The 20,117-nt window shown below is 67.2% G+C and carries 17 protein-coding genes; 5 read left to right on the top strand and 12 right to left on the bottom strand.

Translation table 11 applies throughout. The annotated features are described in order from the left end of the window. Nucleotides 1–5 precede the first annotated feature (5 nt). From ctaC to AB4Y72_RS00785, 3 genes are all read right to left on the bottom strand, one after another. Complete coding sequence (ctaC, locus tag AB4Y72_RS00795) at nucleotides 6–878, bottom strand: aa3-type cytochrome oxidase subunit II (RefSeq protein ID WP_441424274.1); 873 nt, start codon at nucleotides 876–878, stop codon at nucleotides 6–8. 206 nt (nucleotides 879–1,084) lie between these two features. Next, complete coding sequence (locus AB4Y72_RS00790; protein WP_390202642.1) at nucleotides 1,085–1,474, bottom strand: HesB/IscA family protein; 390 nt, start codon at nucleotides 1,472–1,474, stop codon at nucleotides 1,085–1,087. A 172-nt stretch (nucleotides 1,475–1,646) separates the two neighbouring features. Continuing rightward, on the bottom strand, nucleotides 1,647–3,077 hold the full coding sequence (locus AB4Y72_RS00785) for a dipeptidase (protein WP_441424273.1): 1,431 nt from the start codon (nucleotides 3,075–3,077) through the stop codon (nucleotides 1,647–1,649). 106 nt (nucleotides 3,078–3,183) lie between these two features. Here AB4Y72_RS00785 and AB4Y72_RS00780 point away from each other — a divergent pair, with 106 nt between their 5' ends. Beyond that, nucleotides 3,184–3,783: a DUF3043 domain-containing protein gene (locus AB4Y72_RS00780; protein WP_441424272.1), complete on the top strand. Its 600-nt coding sequence runs from the start codon at nucleotides 3,184–3,186 to the stop codon at nucleotides 3,781–3,783. Between the two features lie 87 nt (nucleotides 3,784–3,870). On the opposite strand, the gene AB4Y72_RS00775 is transcribed toward AB4Y72_RS00780, so the two are convergent. Beyond that, complete coding sequence (locus AB4Y72_RS00775) at nucleotides 3,871–4,944, bottom strand: quinone-dependent dihydroorotate dehydrogenase (RefSeq protein ID WP_441424271.1); 1,074 nt, start codon at nucleotides 4,942–4,944, stop codon at nucleotides 3,871–3,873. A 174-nt stretch (nucleotides 4,945–5,118) separates the two neighbouring features. Between AB4Y72_RS00775 and AB4Y72_RS00770 the strand changes: the two genes are divergently transcribed. After that, nucleotides 5,119–6,813, top strand: a complete 1,695-nt coding sequence (locus tag AB4Y72_RS00770; RefSeq protein ID WP_441424270.1) for an FAD-binding dehydrogenase — start codon at nucleotides 5,119–5,121, stop codon at nucleotides 6,811–6,813. Nucleotides 6,814–6,847: 34 nt separating this feature from the next. Continuing rightward, nucleotides 6,848–7,879, top strand: coding sequence for an alpha/beta hydrolase (locus AB4Y72_RS00765; RefSeq protein ID WP_441424269.1), 1,032 nt, complete (start codon nucleotides 6,848–6,850; stop codon nucleotides 7,877–7,879). On the opposite strand, the gene AB4Y72_RS00760 is transcribed toward AB4Y72_RS00765, so the two are convergent. The 3 genes from AB4Y72_RS00760 to leuA form a co-directional block, all read right to left on the bottom strand. Then, nucleotides 7,864–8,712: an isoprenyl transferase gene (locus tag AB4Y72_RS00760; RefSeq protein WP_441424268.1), complete on the bottom strand. Its 849-nt coding sequence runs from the start codon at nucleotides 8,710–8,712 to the stop codon at nucleotides 7,864–7,866. The two genes, AB4Y72_RS00765 and AB4Y72_RS00760, sit on opposite strands and share 16 nt — an antisense overlap. Before the next feature lie 20 nt (nucleotides 8,713–8,732). Next, complete coding sequence (gene recO / locus AB4Y72_RS00755) at nucleotides 8,733–9,485, bottom strand: DNA repair protein RecO (protein ID WP_441424267.1); 753 nt, start codon at nucleotides 9,483–9,485, stop codon at nucleotides 8,733–8,735. A gap of 207 nt (nucleotides 9,486–9,692) precedes the next feature. Beyond that, nucleotides 9,693–11,432: a 2-isopropylmalate synthase gene (leuA, locus tag AB4Y72_RS00750; protein ID WP_441424266.1), complete on the bottom strand. Its 1,740-nt coding sequence runs from the start codon at nucleotides 11,430–11,432 to the stop codon at nucleotides 9,693–9,695. A 253-nt stretch (nucleotides 11,433–11,685) separates the two neighbouring features. Between leuA and AB4Y72_RS00745 the strand changes: the two genes are divergently transcribed. Both AB4Y72_RS00745 and AB4Y72_RS00740 read left to right on the top strand, forming a co-directional pair. Continuing rightward, entirely contained in the window at nucleotides 11,686–13,638 is a 1,953-nt protein-coding gene (locus tag AB4Y72_RS00745) for a M13 family metallopeptidase (protein ID WP_441424265.1), read from the top strand. Nucleotides 13,639–13,723: 85 nt separating this feature from the next. After that, nucleotides 13,724–14,515, top strand: coding sequence for an SDR family NAD(P)-dependent oxidoreductase (locus tag AB4Y72_RS00740; RefSeq protein ID WP_441424264.1), 792 nt, complete (start codon nucleotides 13,724–13,726; stop codon nucleotides 14,513–14,515). On the opposite strand, the gene AB4Y72_RS00735 is transcribed toward AB4Y72_RS00740, so the two are convergent. The 5 genes from AB4Y72_RS00735 to AB4Y72_RS00715 all read right to left on the bottom strand — a co-directional run bounded on the left by AB4Y72_RS00735 (nucleotide 14,505) and on the right by AB4Y72_RS00715 (nucleotide 20,046). Next, complete coding sequence (locus AB4Y72_RS00735; protein ID WP_441424263.1) at nucleotides 14,505–16,073, bottom strand: LCP family protein; 1,569 nt, start codon at nucleotides 16,071–16,073, stop codon at nucleotides 14,505–14,507. The two genes, AB4Y72_RS00740 and AB4Y72_RS00735, sit on opposite strands and share 11 nt — an antisense overlap. A 143-nt stretch (nucleotides 16,074–16,216) precedes the next feature. Beyond that, nucleotides 16,217–17,176: a GTPase Era gene (gene era / locus AB4Y72_RS00730; protein WP_441424262.1), complete on the bottom strand. Its 960-nt coding sequence runs from the start codon at nucleotides 17,174–17,176 to the stop codon at nucleotides 16,217–16,219. After that, nucleotides 17,160–18,491 carry a hemolysin family protein gene (locus AB4Y72_RS00725; protein ID WP_441424261.1) on the bottom strand — a complete coding sequence of 444 codons (1,332 nt, stop codon included), beginning with the start codon at nucleotides 18,489–18,491 and terminating at the stop codon, nucleotides 17,160–17,162. Before AB4Y72_RS00725 ends, era begins: the two co-directional genes overlap by 17 nt. Next, nucleotides 18,488–18,961 carry an rRNA maturation RNase YbeY gene (ybeY, locus tag AB4Y72_RS00720; protein WP_441424260.1) on the bottom strand — a complete coding sequence of 158 codons (474 nt, stop codon included), beginning with the start codon at nucleotides 18,959–18,961 and terminating at the stop codon, nucleotides 18,488–18,490. The genes AB4Y72_RS00725 and ybeY overlap by 4 nt, the downstream gene beginning before the upstream one ends. Next, complete coding sequence (locus AB4Y72_RS00715; RefSeq protein WP_441424259.1) at nucleotides 18,958–20,046, bottom strand: PhoH family protein; 1,089 nt, start codon at nucleotides 20,044–20,046, stop codon at nucleotides 18,958–18,960. Before AB4Y72_RS00715 ends, ybeY begins: the two co-directional genes overlap by 4 nt. Nucleotides 20,047–20,117: the final 71 nt, after the last annotated feature.

Here is a 20,117-nt window from a genome sequence, read left to right as displayed (position 1 = left end):
TCCCCTTACTTGGATTCGGTCGGGGCCGGGTTGCGGTCGTACTCGTCACCGAGCAGGCCGGTGTTTCCGTCCTGGCGCAACTGGTTCATGTGCGCCTGGAACTCCGAGTCGGAGACAACCTTGACGCGGAACAGCATTTCGGAGTGGTACTCGCCACAAAGTTCGGCGCACTTGCCGTCGTAGGTTCCCTCCTTGGTAGGAGTCAACCGGATGTAGTTGGTCTTGCCGGGGATCATGTCCCGCTTCTGCAGGAAGGCAGGCACCCAGAAGGAGTGGATGACGTCGCGGGAATTGAGCTCGAAGTCAACCGACTTGTTGACCGGCAGGTACAGGGTGGGCAGTTTTTCCTTGTCCACGTTGTTACCGGTCAGGTGGGCCTGGACGCCAGTCTCGTGGACGTCCTCGGTAACGACGGCGCCCTTCTTGTAGTTGAAGTCCCAGGCCCACTGCTTGCCGCGGACGTCGACGACGACGTCGGCGGGCTTGGAGCGGTCATCGATCTGCTGCTGGTCGCGGTCGGTGAAGTAGAAGAACACCAGGACCATGAACAGCGGCACCGTCAGGTAGAACACTTCCAGGGGAAGGTTGAAGCTGTTCTGGCGGGGGAAGCCCACCGTGCCCTTGCGGCGGCGGTAAGCGACGATGCACCAGATCATCAAGCCCCAGGTGATGATGCCGACGACCAGCGCGGCAATCCATGAGTTGACCCAGAGGTCCATGATGAGGCCAGTATTACTGGTGGTGCCACGCTCGGTGGGCAACCAGCCCTTCTCTACCTCTGGTGAACATCCAGTCAAAGCCAACGCGCCGGCTAGTGCCAAGCCAGTGATCGTAGTGATCTGTTTGCGTCGGCTGCCGGTTCGGTTCTGCGAACTCACAGACGGCCCTTCCTACTTGTTGCTGTTGTCCCGCGAATTACGGGCAGGACAAACGAAAAGTTTTACTACTCGGTGTAGAGCTTACCGCTCCCCGGGAGTTTTCGCCCACATGTCCGCCCCGTGCGTCGGGAGCTTTTTGAGTGTCCCGATCGTTGAGGCCTGGCGGCACTAAGGCCGGGCAATATGCCCGGCCTTAGTGGAAGGAATTAGTGGAAAGAATCTCCGCAGGCGCAGGAGCCGCCGGCGTTAGGATTGTCGATTGTAAATCCCTGCTTGGAGATGGTGTCTTCGAAGTCGATGCTGGCGCCGCTGAGGTACGGGACGCTCATCTTGTCGACGACCACTTCCACGCCGTCGTAGTCGCGCACAGCGTCTCCGTCGAGCAGCCGCTCGTCGAAGTAGAGCTGGTAGATCAGTCCGGAGCAACCGCCGGGCTGCACGGCAACGCGGAGGCGCAGATCGGTGCGGCCTTCCTGTTCGAGGAGGCTGCGGACCTTGCCGGCCGCGACGTCGGTCAGCATGACCTCGTGCGTGGCCAGCTCGCCGGCCTCGGTGGCCGTGGCGTCGGCGCTGTTTTCATTCGTTGTAGTGCTCATGGCCTACCTTCTTGCAACGGTGGTGGCGGCTCCGCTTCCACGGTGCCCGCCCCTACTTAAACGGTATGGGCTATAGCTACATGCTACGTCGCGCAGCCCTGTAGCTCTAACTTCTGACGTAACCGTCGGAAGCGGCTGGATGTTCCCCGGGAGCGGCCGGGCGTGCGCCAGGTTAGGCCGCGCCTTCTGCATTCAGGCGAGCCAGCAGCAGGGCCTCGGCGACGATCGCGTTCCGGAAGTCGCCAAGGTGCAGGGATTCGTTGGCGCTGTGCGCGCGGGAGTCGGGATCTTCGACCCCGGTCACCAGGATCTGGACGTCCGGGTAGAGGTCGGTCAGGTCCGCGATGAATGGGATGGAGCCGCCGATCCCCATTTCCACGGCCGGCACGCCCCAGGCCTCGCCGAGGGCCCACATGGCGGCGGCCGCGGCTTTGGAGGTGGTGTCGGTCAGGAAGGAATTGCCGCTCTCCCCCGGCGTGAACACCACCTGCGCGCCGAACGGCGCGTTGTCCTCGACGTGCTTGCGGACCGCCTCCATGGCGGCCTCCGGATCCTGCCCGGGGGCCAGGCGCAGGCTGAACTTGGCCCGGGCGCGCGGAAGCAGGGTGTTGGAGGCGACGTCCACGGCCGGGGCGTCAAAGCCGATGATCGACAGTGCGGGCTTGGTCCACATGCGTGAGGCAATGCTCCCGGTTCCGGCGAGCTGCACGCCGTCGAGCACGGAGGCGTCCGCCCGGTATTCCTCCTCGGTGAGGTCCACGGCGGCGTCGTCCCGGCTCACCAGGCCCTCGATAGCGACGCTGCCCTGATCGTCGTGGAGGGTCGCAATGAGGCGGGCCAGCAGCGTCGGCGCGTCGAGCACGGGTCCGCCGAACATGCCCGAGTGCACCGCGTGGTCCAAGACCTTGACCTCGATGGTGCCATCCACCAGGCCGCGCAGGCTGGTGGTCAGGGCCGGGACGCCGACCTTCCAGTTGCTGGAGTCGGCCACGACAATAACGTCCGCGCGCAGCAGCTCGCGGTGGGTCTCGAGGAAGGACCGGAACGTCGGCGAGCCGGCCTCTTCCTCGCCCTCGAAGAAGAACGTCACCCCCAGGCCCAGTTGGTCCCCGAGCACCCGCGTCACCGCGGAGTACGCGGCGATGTGGGCAAGGATTCCGGCTTTGTCGTCCGCGGCGCCGCGGCCAAAAAGCCGCCCGTCGCGTTCGACGGCGGTGAACGGGTCGGTTTCCCAGAGGGCGAGGTCGCCAGTGGGCTGGACGTCGTGGTGGGCATAGAGCAGCACCGTGGGCTTGCCCTCGGCGGCCGGGCGGCGGGCGACGACGGCGGGCCCGCCGGGCGTCCCGTCCTCCTTGTCGCAGCGCAGGACCCGGACGTCGTCGAAGCCGCTGGCTCGCACGAGGCCGGCGACGGCGTCGGCGCTTCGGTTCAGCGGGGCCGGGTCAAAGCTGGGCCATGCGATGCCCGGGATGGCGACAAGGTCCGTCAGTTGGCTGATCGTTTGATCGAACGATTCGGCCACCGCCTGGCGGAGGGCTTCGGCATCGATGGCGCCGGTGTGGTCCATGGTGGTCTGCGGGTTCCCCGCGGTTGAAGAAGTCATGGCCAAAACACTACCCGTGTGCCGGATCACCACAAACAGCATCATGGCGGGGACGGCGCCGTGTGGGCTGGGTCTCGCGCCTGTATCTGCGGGGTATTCTTTAGGGGTGTTTGGACGTAAAAAGGAAGCGCCAGCGGCGCAGAACGTAGTTGACCAGCAGGTGGCCGAGGCAGCAGCCCGGGGCGCCGTGACCGGCAAGGGCGCCCCGACGCCCAAGCGCAGCGCCCAGGAGGCGGCCCGCAAGCGGCCGCTCGTGCCCGAGGACCGCAAGGCTTCGAAGGCTGCCGAGCGCGCCGCCGTCACGGAACAGCGCCTCAAGACGCGGCAGGCCTTGGACAGCGGTGACGAGAGGTTCCTGCCGGTCCGGGACAAGGGTCCGCAGAAGCGTTTCGCCCGGGACTACGTCGATGCCCGATTCAGCCTGGGTGAGTACCTGATGTTCGGCGCGCTGTTGTTCGTTGTGATCTCCCTGCTGGTGCCGGCATCCAGCGCGCAGATGATCTACGTTCTCGGTGCCTTCTGGGTCATGTTCCTGGCTGTCTTCGTGGACGTCTTCATTCTCTCCCGCAAGCTCAAGAAGCGCCTCGGCGAAAAATTCGGCGAAGTGGAGCGCGGCACCGTCTGGTACGGCTCCATGCGTTCCCTGCAGTTCCGCCGACTGCGCCTGCCCAAGCCACAGGTCAGCCGCGGCGAGTTCCCCGCCTGATCGTTCGCCCCTAGGATTCTTTACCAGCGAAGCCCCGGCAGTTATCTGCCGGGGCTTCGTTGTAGGCGCTTCCGGGCCGTTCGGGATTCAGCGCCGGCTCGGGTGCTTGGCGAGCAGCCGGTTGATGCGGGCGGCCCAGAACGGCCCTTCGTAAAGGAAGGCCGTGTAGCCCTGGACGAGGGTAGCGCCGGCCTCCAGCCGGGCCTGGACGTCCTGCGCGGTCTCAACGCCACCGACGGAGACAAGGGTCAGCGCGCCGCCCGTGACGTTCCTGAGCCGGGCCAGGACCTCCAGGGACCGTTGCTTGAGCGGGGCCCCCGAGAGGCCGCCGGGCCCGCACGCCGCGACCGTGTCCGGGCTGGAGGACAGCCCGGTGCGGGCGATGGTGGTGTTGGTGGCGATGATGCCGTCCAGTTTCAGGTCCAGCGCCAGGCGGGCGACGTCGTCGATGTCCTCATCGCTGAGGTCGGGCGCGATCTTTACCAGGAGTGGAACGTGGCGACCGGCGGCGTTGTCCGCTTCCTCGCCCACGGCGGTCAGCAGCGGGCGCAGGGTCTCCACGTCCTGCAGCAGCCGGAGGCCGGGTGTGTTGGGGGAGCTGACGTTGACTACCAGATAGTCGGCCGCCGGGGCGAGGCTGCGCGCGCTGATCAGGTAATCCGAGACCGCGTCTTCCAGTCCCACCACCTTGCTCTTGCCGATATTCACCCCGATGATGGGCCGCACGCCGGGATGCTGGCGCTGCAGGGCGGCCCGGGCGGACTTCAGCCGCGGGGCGACGGCCGCGGCACCATCGTTGTTGAAACCCATCCGGTTGATCACGGCACGGTCTTCGACGAGGCGGAACAACCGTGGCGCCGGGTTGCCTGGCTGGGCCTGGCCGGTGATGGTGCCGACTTCCACGTGGCCGAAGCCGAGTTCGGTCAGCGCCTCGATGCCGTGGCCTTCCTTGTCGAAGCCGGCCGCGAGGCCGAACGGCGAGGGGAAAGTCAGGCCGAACGCCTGGGTCTGCAGGTTCGCCGCGGGGGCGGTGAACTTCTGCAGGACCCGCCCTGCCCCGCAGCTGTGGGCCAGGCGGATCGCCCGGAACCCGATCTTGTGGGCGCGTTCGGCGTCCATCCATGAGAAGGCCAGCCGGAAGAAGGTGGGATATACGCGCATGCCTCTAGTTTTCCGGTTCGGGCCGCCCAGACCAAACCAGCACCCACGCGTACCGGGGTGTGACTCGGGTGTGACTGCCGGTCGTGACTGCAGCCGAGACTGCAGCCGCCACTGCGGCGCCGCGCGCCACGGGCGCAGCGGCAGAACTGCGCCGGCGCGAGTTAGCATGAAGCCATGACCAGCAATGACGGTGTCGGGACGGGCGGACGCGTGGCGCGGGCCCGCGGAATTGAGGCCGATGTCGTGGTGATCGGCGCGGGACTGGCAGGCCTCGTGGCGGCGTCCCAAGCCTATGCCGCCGGCCGGCGGGTGGCCCTGCTGGATCAGGAGCCGGAGGCGTCCGTCGGCGGCCAGGCCCACTGGTCATTCGGCGGCCTCTTTCTGGTCAATTCCCCCGAACAGCGGCGGCTCGGCGTGCGGGACACCGAGGAGCTGGCCCTCGCCGACTGGCATGCGTCCGCCGGATTCGACCGTCCCGAGGACGCGTTGGCGAAGGAGTGGGCGGCAGCGTACGTGCACTTCGCCTCCGGGGAGAAACGGGCTTGGCTCGCCTCCCTGGGAGTGCGGATGTTCCCTCTGGTGCAGTGGGCCGAACGCGGCGGCTACGGCCCGGACGGGCACGGCAACACGGTCCCGCGCTTCCACGTCGCCTGGGGCACGGGACCTGCCCTGGTGGCGCCCTTCCTCGCCAAACTCCACGAGGGCGTTGCCGCCGGACGGGTGACCTTCCACTTCCGGCACCGCGCCACCGAGCTCATCAAGACCTCGGGACGGGTTTCCGGGGTGCGCGGCGAACGGCTGGAGCCCAGCGGGGCCGGACGGGGCGAAGAATCCTCCCGGCGGACCGCCGGCGGCTTCGAGGCTACGGCCGCGGCCGTTGTGGTGACGACCGGAGGGATCGGCGGCAACCACGCTTCGGTGCGCGAGCAGTGGCCTGGAGGCGGGGCGCCGGCGACCATGTTGAGCGGCGTGCCCGCTTCCGTGGACGGGGACTTCCTGCCTGCCGTCAGCCGCGCTGGGGGCAGGCTCGTTAACGGCGACCGGATGTGGCACTACCCGGAGGGCATCCACAACCACGCCCCGGTCTGGCCCCGGCACGGCATTCGGATCCTGCCCGGGCCGTCGGCGCTGTGGCTGGATGCGACGGGGCGGCCGCTTCCCGCTCCCCTGTTTCCGGGCTTCGACTCCCTCGGCGCCCTGCGGCACATCCTGGCCACGGGACATGCCCACTCCTGGTTCGTCCTCAACCGGACAATCGCCCTGAAGGAATTCGCGCTGTCAGGATCGGAGCAGAATCCGGATCTGACCGGCAAGGATGCCCGGCTGCTGGCGTCGAGGCTGAAGCCGGGCAGGGACACGCCGCTGCAACGGTTCCTGGACCGGGGCGTCGACTTCCTGCAGGCCGAGTCTCCCCTGCGGCTGGCCGGGAAAATGAACGACCTGACGGGCGGACAACTCATTGACCCTGCGGCCCTGGAAACGCTGGTCCGCTCCCGTGACCGGCAGTTTTCCAGTGGGCTGGGTAAAGATCCGCAACTGGCCGCCATCCGGGCCGCCCGCCGTTTCGCCACGGACAAGATCATGCGGGTGGCGCCACCGCACCGGCTGCTGGATCCGCGCCACGGCCCCCTCCTTGCCGTCAGGCTGTCTGTCCTGACGCGCAAGAGCCTCGGCGGCCTCCACACGGATCTGCAGTCCCGGGTCCTGGATGCCGCCGGGCAGCCAGTGCCCGGGTTGTTCGCCGCAGGTGAAGCTGCCGGGTTTGGCGGCGGCGGGATCCACGGCTACCGGGCACTCGAAGGGACGTTCCTGGGCGGGTGCCTCTTCTCCGGACGATCAGCGGGCCGCGCCGCGGCCTCGGCAACGTAGCCAGCACGTAGTCAGCAGCATGGGAGGAATGTCGATGCAGTGGCAGACCGACATCCTGGGGGACGATTTCCAGGCGTGCGCCTTCGAGGCGGCCGGACCGGACGGCGTGCTGCGCACGGCTACCCTGGTCCGTCACACGCCCCAAGCCCTCGTGGAGGCCCGGAAGCGGCCCGAGGAAGCTGCCGCCGGGCAGGACGCCACGGCCGCCGGGGCAGGAACCGCGCTGCCGGACCGGGCCGTGCTCTTCCTGCATGGCTGGAGTGACTACTTCTTCAACGAGGAACTCGCGGAGTTCTGGACCGGCAAGGGATTCGAGTTTTTCGCCCTGGACATGCACAACCACGGCCGCAGCCTGCGGCCGGGCACCCACGGCGGCTACGTTGCAGACCTGGACAACTACGACGCCGAAATCACCGCGGCGATCGGCATGATCGGCTCGCTCCGGCAGGACGGCAGGGCTCCGCGGCTGACGCTCATGGGCCACTCCACCGGCGGACTGATCGCGGCGCTGTGGGCCGACCGGCACCCGGGGGTGGCGTCCCAACTGGTCCTGGACAGCCCGTGGCTGGAGGTCCATGGCAGTCCGGCCCTCCGCCGCGCCGCGCGGACCATGGTGGAGCCCTTCGCCCGGTTCTGGCCCGAGTCGGTAATCCGGCTGCCGGAGCGGGCTTTCTACTGGCGCAGCATCAGCAACGCTGCGGAAGGCGAATGGGCGCTGGATGACGCCTACCGTCCACCGCACGCATTTCCGGTCCGCGCCGGCTGGCTCAGCGCCGTGCTCAGCGGCCAGTCCAGGGTGGCCCGCGGGCTGAACATCGACGCGCCCATTCTCGTGCTGATTTCGGGGGCGAGCGCCAACGGGATGTTCTGGAAGGAATCGATGCGCCGCACGGACGCGGTCCTGGACGTGAACACGATCGCACTGCGCGCCCTCAGCCTGGGCCGCACCGTCACGCTGGAGCGGATTGACGGCGCCCTGCACGACGTCTTCCTCTCCGCGCCGCGCGTCCGCGCGGACGCCTATGCCCGGCTCTCCCGGTGGATCGCGGCTTACGTGGTCGATTGAGCGGCCGGAGCGGCGTCCACCGCTCCCCCGTACCGGCGGTCCCGCTGGGCGTAGATCTCCACCGCGTCCCACAGCGTCCGCCGGTCCACGTCCGGCCACAGGGTGTCCATGAACACGAACTCGGCGTAGGCAGACTGCCACAGCATGAAGTTGGACAGCCGCTGTTCACCGGAGCTGCGCAGGAACAGGTCCACGTCCGGCAGGTCCGGCTCGTCCAGGAACTTCTGGATGGTCCGCTCGGTGATGGCACCCGGCTTGAGCCGGCCCTGGGCCACCTCCTCCGCGATCGCGGCGACGGCGTCGGCGATCTCTGCGCGTCCGCCGTAGTTCACGCACATGTTCAGGGTGCAGGTGCTGTTACCCCGGGTGTAGTCCTCGGCCTCCTCGAGTTCGCGGATGACCGAGCCCCACAGTTTCGGGCGCCGCCCGGACCAACGGATGCGGACGCCCCAGTCATCGAGCTGGTTCCGCTGCCGGCGCAGCACGTCCTTGTTGAAGCCCATAAGGAACCGCACCTCCTCCGGGGACCGGCGCCAGTTCTCGGTGGAGAAGGCGTAGACGCTGACGTGCTCGATCCCGAGCTCGATCGCTCCGGCCATGACGTCCAGCAGCGCTGGCTCTCCTGCCTTGTGTCCCTCGATCCGGGGCAGGCCGCGCTGGTTCGCCCAGCGGCCGTTGCCGTCCATGACGATCGCCACGTGCCGCGGAATGAACTCGGCGGGAATGGCGGGCGGAACAGCGCCGGACGGATGCGGGTACGGGGCCACCACCGGTGTGGTCCGCCGCCGTACGCTGGCCTGCTTCGCCTGGCTTTTCTCCAGGTTCCTTCCCAAGCTTCTTCCGAGTGCCACTTCTACGTTCGCTCCACATGTTTGAGGGATTTCAGGACTCGTTCCAGGTGCCACTGGAGGTAGCTGGCCACGAGGCCGGCCGCTTCCCGCCGGTGTACGGACGCCGAGGCATCCGCCGTCGTCCAGTTCCCGGTAAGCAAGGCCCCCATCAGCAACACCGTTTCCGCGGCCGGTGCCGGTGACCCCGGCGGCCGGCACTCGTGGCAGACCATGCCGCCAAGCGGCGCGGAGAACGCGGTGTGCGGGCCGGGTGCTCCGCACCGGGAGCAGTCGGTGAAACTGGGCGCCCAGCCGCCGGTGGCGAGGGCGCGCAGCAGGTAGGAATCCAGGATGAGCTCGGGCGCGTGGTCGCCCCGGCTCAGCGACGCCAGCGCGCCGACCAGCAGGTTGTACTGTGCCGTGCCAGCCTCGCCGTCGACGTCGGTGAGCTTCTCCGCCGTCTCGGTCATGGCGGCCGCCACGGTGTACCGGCCGTAGTCCGCGGCGATGTTCCCCCCATAGGCGCCCTTGGCCACTGCTTGGGTGACAACGTCCAGCGTGCGCCCGGAAATCAGCTGCAGATCGGCCACCATGAACGGTTCCAGCCTGGCGCCGAACCGGCTGCTGGTGCGTCGGACGCCTTTCGCCACGGCACGGACCTGGCCGTGGTGCTTGGTCAGAAGGGTGATGATCCGGTCGGCCTCGCCCAGCTTATGGGTGCGCAGTACGACGGCGTCATCGCGGTACGCGCGCGCTGCGAAGGATTGTTGGACCACAGTTAATCTTCGCACTCTCTTTGCGGAAACACGGTATGGGCAACGCCGCCGGGGGTAAACCGTCGGTGGGCAAACCGTCGGTGGGCAAACCGTCGGTGGGCAAACCGCCGGTGGGCAAACCGTCGGTGGGCAAAAAACTGCGCCGCCGAAAGGATCCGGCGGCGCAGCGTGTTGTGCCTCGGCGGTGTGACTGTGTCACGGGGATGATCAGGCGCGGGCGTCCCGGATGGCCCGGTTCACGGCCGAGATGACGGCCTTGAGCGACGCCGTGATGGTGTTCGCGTCGATCCCGACACCCCACAGCACACGCTCGCCCACGGCGCATTCGACGTAGGCGGCAGCCAGGGCGCTCCCGCCTTCGGACAGGGCGTGCTCGGTGTAGTCCAGCACGCGGACATCGACACCGTCCTCGCGCAGGATGCTCAGCAGGGCCGCGATGGGGCCGTTGCCGGTGCCGGTGCGGCGGACCTGGGTGCCGTCGATCTTGAGCGACGCGGTCAGGGTCATCGCCCCGGCCTCGTCAGTTTCAGTGCCAATCGCCCCGAGCGCGTAGCGCCCCCACTGGGCGTCGGCGGCCGCGGACGGCAGGTATTCGTCCTGGAAGACCTGCCAAAGCTGGGCGCCGCTGACCTCGCCGCCCACGGTGTCGGTCTGCTTCTGGATGACGCCGGAGAATTCGATCTGGGCGCGGCGCGGCAGGTCCAGGTTGTGCTCGTTCTTCAGCAGGTACGCGACGCCGCCCTTGCCGGACTGCGAGTTGACCCGGATGACGGCCTCGTAGCTGCGGCCGAGATCCTTCGGATCGACCGGCAGGTACGGAACCTGCCAGGTGTAGTCGGCGACGTCCTTGCCGGCGGCGGCGGCGTCCTTCTCGAGGGCTTCCAGGCCCTTTTTGATGGCGTCCTGGTGCGAGCCGGAGAACGCGGTGAAGACGAGGTCCCCGCCGTACGGGACGCGCTCGGCGACCGGGAGCTGGTTGCAGTACTCCACCGTGCGGCGGATTTCGTCGATGTTGGAGAAGTCGATCATGGGGTCGATGCCCTGGACGAACATGTTCAGGCCCAAGGTCACCAGGTCCACGTTGCCGGTCCGCTCGCCGTTGCCGAACAGGCAGCCCTCGATCCGGTCCGCGCCGGCCAGGTAGCCCAGCTCGGCGGCGGCGACGCCGGTGCCGCGGTCGTTGTGCGGGTGCAGGGAGAGGATGATGCCCTCCCGCGGGTGCAGGTTCCGGCTCATCCACTCGATGGAATCGGCGTAGACGTTCGGCGTGGCCATTTCCACCGTGGCGGGCAGGTTGATGATGACCTGCCGGTCGGCCGAGGCCTCGAAGACGTCGGCGATCGCGTTGCAGACGCGGATGGCGTACTCCAGCTCGGTCCCGGTGAAGGACTCGGGCGAGTATTCGTACGTGATGTGGGTATCGGCGAGAGTTTCCTCATACTTCTTGCACAGCCGGGCACCCTGGAGGGCGATGTCCAGGATGCCGTCTTCGTCCTGGTTGAAGACCACCCGGCGCTGCAGCACGGACGTGGAGTTGTAGAGGTGAACGATTGCCTGCTTGGCGCCGACCAGGGACTCGTAGGTCCGCTCGATCAGGTGTTCCCGGGCCTGGGTCAGCACCTGGATCGTCACGTCGTCGGGGATGTGGTTGCCCTCGATCAGCTGCCGGACGAAGTCGAAATCCGTCTGCGACGCGGAGGGGAAGCCGACCTCGATCTCCTTGTAGCCCATCCGGACCAGCAGGTCGAACATCTTCAGCTTGCGGGCCGGGCTCATGGGATCGATCAGGGCCTGGTTGCCGTCCCGCAGGTCCACTGCGCACCAGCGCGGGGCCTTGGTGATGACCTTGTCCGGCCAGGTGCGGTCCGGCAGTTCAACCGTGATCTGGTCCTGGAACGGGATGTAGCGGTGGACCGGCATTCCTGAGGGCTTCTGTGCGTTTCGCATTACTATCGGGGCCTTTTCTGTGATTCTTGGTGAAAGGGTGGCCGGGCAACACAAACTCCGCAGCGAGGGTGGGCCTTGCGCTAGGTCGCGTCTGAGGCCTCGCCGCGGCAGCTAAGAAGAAGCAGTTCTGCGCGCACCTTTTCACAGTAACACGGGTGCGTAAGATGAAGGAGCCGTACCACCGCAACGTCCACTATGCAGACCGTGCACCGGCACACGCTCCGGTGCCGGACTGCCTCTCAAAGGAGCATCCGTGCCGCTTTCGGGGATCGATCAGTCCACCATTGACGCCAGCGTCCGTCCGCAAGATGACCTGTACCAGCACGTGAACGGCGGCTGGCTCAAGCACACGGTCATTCCGGACGACCGGCCGCTGGAGGGCACGTTTACTGCGCTGCGCGACGCTTCGGAGCTCGCCGTGAAGGAAATTATCGAGCGGGCCGCCGCCCGCGGCACCGAGGCCACCGGCATCGAACGGAAGATCGGGGACCTCTACAACAGCTTCATGGATGAGGCTGCGGTGGAAGCGAAGGGCCTGGAGCCGCTCCGGTCACGGCTCGCGGAATTGTTCGCCACGACGTCGGTGGCCGAACTCGTCGCCCTGGCCGGACGCCTGTTCCGCGCGGACGTGTCGGGGCTGTTCTACATTTACCCCGCCCCGGATGCTGGAAACCCGGACCGGATCCTGCTGTACACCGGCCAGGGCGGCCTTGGCCTGCCGGATGAATCGTATTACCGAGAAGAGAAGTTCGCGCCGATGGTCCAGGCCTACCGCGAACACGTCCAGACCATGCTGGGCCTGGCGGACGTGGCCGACGCGGAGGGCGCGGCCGCACGGGTGGTGACGCTGGAAACGGCGCTGGCCTCGCACCACTGGGACAACGTGACACTGCGGAATCCGCAAAAGACCTACAACCTGAAGTCTGCCGGGCAGGCCGCGGAGCTGTTCCCGCTGCTGGCCGACTGGTTCGACGCCGCCGGCATCGTGCCGGAGAAACGTGCCGAGCTGGTGATGAGCACCCCGGATTTCTTCTCCGGCGCGGCCTCCTTGCTCGAGACCGAACCGCTGGCGACGTGGCAGGAATGGCTCGCCATGCGCGTGGTCAGTTCGGCCGCGCCGTACCTGTCGTCGGCGTTCGTGGACGCGAACTTCGCGTTCTACGGCACCACGCTGAGCGGTACCCCGCGGATCAAGGACCGCTGGAAGCGCGGCGTGGCGGTGGTCGAGGCCGCCCTCGGTGAGGCCGTCGGCCAGATCTACGTGGCCGAACATTTTCCGGAAGGCAACAAGGCACGCATGCAGTCCCTCGTAGCCAACCTGATCGCGGCATACCGGGACTCCATCACGGGGCTGGACTGGATGAGCGAGGCCACGAAGCTGGAGGCCCTCAAGAAACTCGACTCCTTCCAGGCCAAGATCGGCTACCCGGACAAGTGGATCGACTACTCCGCCGTGGAGATCGATCCCGCCGACCTGCTGGGGAACGTGGAGCGCGGCCACAGCGCCGACGTCGACCGCCACCTCGACGAGGTCGGCAAGCCTGTGGACCGCCAGAAGTGGCTCATGACCCCGCAGACGGTCAACGCCTACTACCACCCGCTGCTGAATGAGATCGTGTTCCCGGCCGCCATCCTGCAGCCCCCGTTCTTCACCGCCGACGCCGACGACGCCGTCAACTACGGCGGCATCGGCGCCATCATCGGCCATGAGATCGGGCACGGCTTCGATGACCAGGGCTCGCAGTACGACGGGAACGGACTGCTCCGGAACTGGTGGACCGAGGAGGACCGCGCCGCCTTTGAGGCCCTGACCTCCCGGCTCGTGGCGCAGTTCGACGTGCTCTCCCCCACGGCCGCCCCGGGCCACACCGTCAACGGCAAGCTCACCCTTGGCGAGAACATCGGCGACCTCGGCGGACTCACCATTGCCTACAAGGCCTACCTCATCAGCCTTGAGGGTCAGGAGCCTCCGGTGCTCGACGGCATGACGGGCTTCCAGCGGTTCTTCGCGTCCTGGGCCGCGGGCTGGCGGCAGGTCATGCGCAGCGAGGAGGCCATCCGCCGCCTCGCCACGGACCCGCACTCCCCGAACGAGTTCCGCACGAACGCGATTGCCAAAAACCTCGCCGCCTTCCACGACGCCTTCGGTGTCACGGAGCAGGACGGCATGTGGATGCCCCCGCAGGAGCGCGTCAGCATCTGGTGACCCAGGCGCCCGATGGGCCGGTTCGCGGCAGGCGGCTGGGCCGCCTTCCGCGAACCGGCACGAGACCACGGAGAGGACCATCAACATGGCCCGCATTTTCATCACCGGTTCCACCGACGGTCTCGGCCGCGCCTGCGCCGGGCGGCTGGTGAGCGAAGGTCATGAGGTCCTGCTGCATGCCCGCTCCAGGGACCGGGCGGCGGCCCTCGGAGACTTTGCCCGGCAAGCCGCCGGCATCGTGATTGGTGACCTCGGCAGCGCCGCCGAAACCCGGGACCTCGCCGAGCAGGTCAACGGCCGCGGGACGATGGACGCCATCATTCACAATGCCGGCGTCTACGTCTCGCCGGGGCGCATCTCGACGCCGGAGGGACATTCCCGCACCCTGGCGGTCAACGTGCTCGCCCCGTACCTGCTCACGGCACTGGTCAAGCGTCCCGGCCGCCTCATCTATCTCAGCAGTGGCATGCACCTTGGGGCCGTCGGGGACCTGCGCGACATCGACTGGACCGAACGGCGCTGGAATGCCGCCGCCGCCTACTCCGAGAGCAAACTCCAGGTTTCCGCCCTCGCTGCCTCAGTCGCCCGCCACTGGGCGGACGTGCTCAGCAACTCCGTTGATCCCGGCTGGGTACCGACCAAGATGGGCGGCGCCGGGGCGCCGGACGACTTGGCCATGGGCTACGACACGCAGAGCTGGCTGGCGGTCAGCGACGACCCCGCGGCGCTGGTCTCCGGCAAGTACTGGCACCACCGCCGGCCGCGGACGCCCGCACCGGAAGTCACCGACCCTGAGTTCCAGGACCGGCTCACCGACCGGCTGGCCGAACTGACCGGGACCACGCTCTTCCAGGACGGACGGCCGGTCAGTGGGTGATCAGCTCCGGGTTGGCCTTCTGGCAGACCGTGTCCCCGGCCGTCTGGTTGACGATGTCCTTGGGCAGCTGCGGCGTGGCGGCGGCGGTCGGCTTCCCGTTGGCGAAGTCGCTGCCCAGGTAGACCTGAACCCCGGTAACACCGGCGGCCGGGAACACCCGGTCCGGCGCAACCCCGACGAGGGCCGCGACGTCCGCGGCCACGTCAGCGTACTCCGCACCGTAATAGACAGCTGTCTTGTCGACAGGCTGAGCCGTTAGTTGCCCCACCTGGGTGAAGCCTGCGCCCTTGATGGCCTGCATGATCGCCTGGGTCCGGGCCGGCACGCCTGAGCCGTTGGCCACCGTGACGGGCTGCAGGGTCTTGTCGTAGGCCGTTGCGGGGACGCTCGGCGTCGGCGTGGCGCTTGGCGTCGCGGACGGTTTCGCCGTCGGCTTGGCGGTCGGGTCCGTCAGGTCGACGTCGTTGCGCATGGCGGCGAACAGCTGGGAAGCAGCCGGCTCGGCCAGCTGCAGCCGGTTGGGGTCGGATTCAGCCGGCACGGTCGGTGTGGCGACGAAGGCGACCTTGCTGACGTCGATGTTCTTGAGCCGGTTGGCCACGGTCAGCAGCGTCGGCACGGAGGCCAGGCCGTCGTCGATGGTCAGGTTCTTGGTGATCGCATCGGCGATGCCGAGCATCCGGCCCGGGTTGGTGAGGGTGCCGTCGTCCTTGATTTTCCGGGTCAGGGACGACAGGAAGCCCTGCTGCGCCTTGATCCGGCCGAGGTCGCCTCCGTCGCCGAAGGCGTGCCGGGTGCGAACGAACGACAGGGCCTGCTCGCCCTGAACGGTCGACGTGCCCTTCGGCAGCCTCAGCTTCGAGTCGGGGTCGTAGACGGCGTCGCTGACGCACACCTGCACGCCACCGACGGCGTTGGAAAGTTCTTTGACGGCGTTGAAGTCGGCCATCATGAAGTGGTCAACCTCGAGGCCGGTGAGCTTGTTGACGGTGTCCACGGCGCAGCCGATGCCGGCCTCGGACATCGCCGAGTTGATCATGACGCCGCTCTGGGCGGGGTAGACCTTGTGGCTCTTGGGATCAGTGCACTGGGGGATGTCGACCAGCAGGTCGCGCGGGAAACTGATGACATTGACCCGCTTGTTGTCCGCGGAGATGTCCATGAGCATCATGACATCCGAGTGCCCGTAACCGGTGGAGTCGTTGCTGCTGCCGTACTGGGAGTTCTTCCCGTCGCGGGTGTCCGAGCCGAGGATCAGGATCTGCAACCGGTCAGTCGAATTATCCACGCCGGTCTCTGTTTTGCCGGTGCCGGCGCTCAGCGGAGCCTTCGTGATGTTGCCTTGGAGCCGGATGGCCCAGTAGGCGCCGAAAGCGATCACCCCGACGAGGAGGACGGCGATGACTCCAGTGGTGACTTTCAGCCAGGTGGGGATCCGGTGGGCAGCACCGAGATGCCGGGCCGGACCGACTGAGCTATCAGCCGTATGCCGGGCAGCGGCTGCCGACCGAACCGGCGGGGCGGTTCCGTCGGCACGGTTGTCACGGGGTCGAACCACTTGTTGAGCCTTCCTTCACGAACGGGAGTTTGCCCATTTTAGTGTCCGAATCTGAGAAAACGCCGATGAGGCGGTTTTGGGAGTGGCGGCCGGCGCCGGCGGCCCACTAGGAGTCCTCCTCGGGGCCACGGACGTTGCCAGGCTCAGAAACCGAGTTTGACGAGCTGCTTCGGGTCGCGCTGCCAGTCCTTGGCCACCTTGACGTGCAGGTCGAGGTAGATCCGGGCACCGAGCAGCGCCTCAATCGCCTTGCGCGCGGTGGTCCCCACCTCGCGGAGTCGGGCGCCGCCCTTGCCGATGATGATGGCCTTCTGAGAAGGGCGCTCCACGTACAGGTTGACGCGCACGTCCAGGAACGGCCGGTCCTCGGGCCGGCCTTCCCGCGGCACGATTTCATCGACGACGACGGCCAGGGAGTGCGGCAATTCGTCGCGGACGCCCTCGAGGGCAGCTTCCCGGATGAGTTCGGCGATCATCACGGCCTCGGGCTCGTCAGTCAGGTGCCCGTCCGGGTACAGCGGCGGCGACGCCGGCATGTGGCTGATCAGCACGTCGGCCACGGTGTCGACCTGGAAGCCGTCGGTGGCGGAGACAGGGACAATGTCCTTCCAGCCCTCCTCGCCGAGGACTTCGCGGCCCAGGGCGGCGACGGCGAGCAGCTGCTCGGTGAGGGCCTGGCGGTCCACGGTGTCGGCCTTGGTCACGATCGCAATGATGGGCTTATTGCCGACGGCGGCGAGCTGGGCGGCGATGAACTTGTCCCCCGGGCCGATCTTCTCGTTGGCCGGCAGGCAGAAGCCGATCGCATCAACCTCGGCGAGGGTGTCGGCGACGAGTTCATTCAGCCGCTTCCCCAACAGGGTGCGGGGGCGGTGCAGGCCGGGGGTGTCGACGAGGATCAGCTGGGCGTCGTCGCGGTGCACGATGCCGCGGATGGTGTGGCGTGTGGTCTGCGGCTTGGCAGAGGTGATCGCGACTTTTTGGCCGACCAGGGCATTGGTGAGGGTCGACTTGCCGGCGTTGGGGCGCCCGACCAGCACCGAGAACCCGGCGCGGTAGCCGCCGTGGGCTGCTTCGCCGTCGGACTTATTCTGCTTGCTCACGTAGGACTCCCTGTTGGATTGGTGCGGCCTCGTCGAGAAGGTCTTCAAGGTCAGTTTCTTCTTTTGCTACGGCGGCCGCAATGATGTGGCTGACGCGGTTCCGCCGGCCCTCGAGCCGGTCGGCGCGGAGGGACAGCCCGTGGACCTCGACAGTGCTGCCGACGATCGGCACCCGGCCGAGGGCCTTGGCGAGCAGGCCGCCCACGGTGTCCACTTCGTCGTCGTCGAGCTCCAGGTCAAAGAGTTCTCCGAGGTCGTCGATGCTCATGCGGGCGCTGACCCGGTAGCTTCCGTCACCAAGCGCCACGGCCTCGGCGTCTTCGGTGTCGTATTCGTCCACGATCTCCCCGACGATTTCCTCAATGAGGTCCTCAAGCGTGACCAGGCCCGCCGTTCCGCCGTATTCATCGATCACGATGGCAACGTGCGTGGATTCTTTCTGGAGTTCGCGCAGCAGATCACTGACGGGCTTCGAATCCGGCACGTACCGGACCTCGCGGGCGAGTTCGTCCACCAGCGGCGGTTCCTGATCCGGGGCGAGGTTGTGGAGCACCGCGGCGACGTCTTTGAGGTAGACGATGCCCAGGATCTGGTCCGTGTTTTCGCCGATGACCGGGATCCGCGAGTAGCCGGAGCGCAGGAACAGCGACATCGCGCGCCGCAGGCTGGAGCCGGAGTCGATGGTGAGGATGTCCGTGCGCGGCACCATGACGGAGCGGACCAGGGTGTCCCCGAAGTCGAAGACCGACTGGATGAGCTCGGCCTCATTGTCCTCGATCACGTCGGACTCGGTGGCACGGTCCACGAGTTCGCGGAATTCCTCTTCGCTGAAGAACGCCTCGTTGTCCGCCGGCGCGCCGGGGGCCACGGCGCTGCCGAGCCGCACGAGCCAGCCCGGGATCGGGCCAAGCACCGCGTAGAGGAACCGGACGATCGGGGCGCTGAACCGAACCATCGCGGCGGAGTGGACACGGCCAAGCTGCCGCGGGGACACCCCGACGATCACGAAACCCACCACGGCCATGATGATGGTGGCGAACAGTCCGGCGAGCCAGACGTTGTCCAGCATGCTGTGCAGCAGGACGGTGACGGCGACGGCGGAGGCCATCTCGAACCAGATCCGCCAGAACCGGAGGGCGCGCATGTGCCCCACGGGGTGGGCGAGGATGCGTTTGAGCGAGGTGCCCCTGCTGTGCAGGACCGCCTGTTCGGCATCGTGCCGGGGCAGGAAGTTAAACGCTGACTCGGCAGCGGTCAGGACCGCGGCAAAGCTGAGAAACACCAGCGCCATGCCGGCAAGGACCAGTGGGGTCACTGAATCGTCTCTGACGGGGCCGCTTTGCCGGTGAAGGCGGTCAGGAGTTCGCGCTGCAGGCCGAACATCTCTTCCTTCTCCTCCGGCTCGGCGTGGTCATACCCGAGCAGGTGCAAGATGCCGTGCGTGGTGAGAAGCAGCATCTCGTCCTGGGTGGAGTGGCCCGCGTTCCTGGCCTGGACCTCGGCCACCTGGGGGCAGATGGCGATATCGCCGAGCATGCCCTGCGGTGTCGGCTTGTCCGGCGTGCCCGGCGTCAGTTCGTCCATGGGGACGGACAGGACATCGGTGGAGCCGGGCTCATCCATCAGTTCGATGTGGAGCTTTTCCATGGCCGGCTCGTCCACCAGCAGGATGGACAGTTCCGCCTGCGGGTGGATGTAGAGGCGCTCGAAGATGAACCGCGAGAGGGCCACGAGCTCGGACTCGTCAACCGCTGCGCCGGATTCGTTGTTGACCTCAATGCTCATGCGCGTTCTCCCCGCGTTTCCCGGGCAACGGAGTGCTTGACCCGGTTCCTCTGCACTTCGTCCCAGATGCTGTAGGCATTGACGATGTCGCCCACCAGGCGGTGGCGGACGACGTCGGAGGCGTCCAGGACCGAGAAGTTGACGTCTTCGATGCCCTGCAGGATTTCCTCGACGATCCGCAGTCCCGAGCGGGTGCCGAAGGGAAGATCCACCTGCGTGATGTCACCGGTGACCACCATCTTGGAGCCGAAGCCCAGACGGGTCAGGAACATCTTCATCTGTTCGGGCGTCGTGTTCTGCGCCTCGTCGAGGATGATGAAGGCGTCGTTGAGCGTGCGGCCGCGCATGTAGGCCAGCGGGGCGACTTCGATGGTGCCCGCGGCCATGAGCCGCGGAATGGACTCAGGGTCCATCATGTCGTGTAGGGCGTCGTACAGGGGCCGCAGGTACGGGTCGATCTTGTCGCTCAGGGTTCCCGGCAGGAAGCCCAGCCGCTCCCCCGCTTCGACGGCAGGTCGGGTCAGGATGATGCGGCTGACTTCCTTCTGCTGCAGGGCCTGGACGGCCTTGGCCATCGCAAGGTAGGTCTTGCCGGTACCGGCCGGCCCGATCCCGAAGATCACCGTGTTGGCGTCGATCGCGTCCACATAGTTCTTCTGGTTCAACGTCTTGGCGCGGATGGTCTTGCCGCGGGTGGAGAGGATGTTGGTGGTCAGCACTTCCACCGGGTTCTGCAGTGACTGGCTGCGCAGCAGGGAGATGAGCTGCTGCAGGACGGCCGGGGTGATGACGGTTCCCCTGGCCACCAGCCCTCGGATCTCGTTGAGCAGGCGCATGATGCGCGGCACGTCGGCCGCGGGGCCGCTGATCGCGAGCTCGTTTCCCCGGACGTGGAAATCGACGGCGGGGAACTGGTTTTCGATGAACCTTAAGGCTTCGTCATGGCTGCCCAGCGACTGGACCATCTGCTCTGAGTCGTCGAACAAGACCACCTCCGTCCGCAACCCTGGTAGGGAGTGGGGGAATTCCCCTGCGGTGCGCTCTCCGGCGCTGAACCGGGCCTTGCCGTTCGCTGCTTCAGTCATGGTGTTGGCCCGCGGGCCTCTGGTCCCCTCCAGTATGAATATGGTCGGTCCCGGGGATCCGTGCCGGCGGC

This window comes from Arthrobacter sp. YAF34 (assembly GCF_052113245.1).
Taxonomy (GTDB): Bacteria; Actinomycetota; Actinomycetes; order Actinomycetales; family Micrococcaceae; genus Arthrobacter.
Note: the sequence above shows the minus strand (reverse complement) of the source record. Positions and strands in the feature narration are given on the sequence as shown.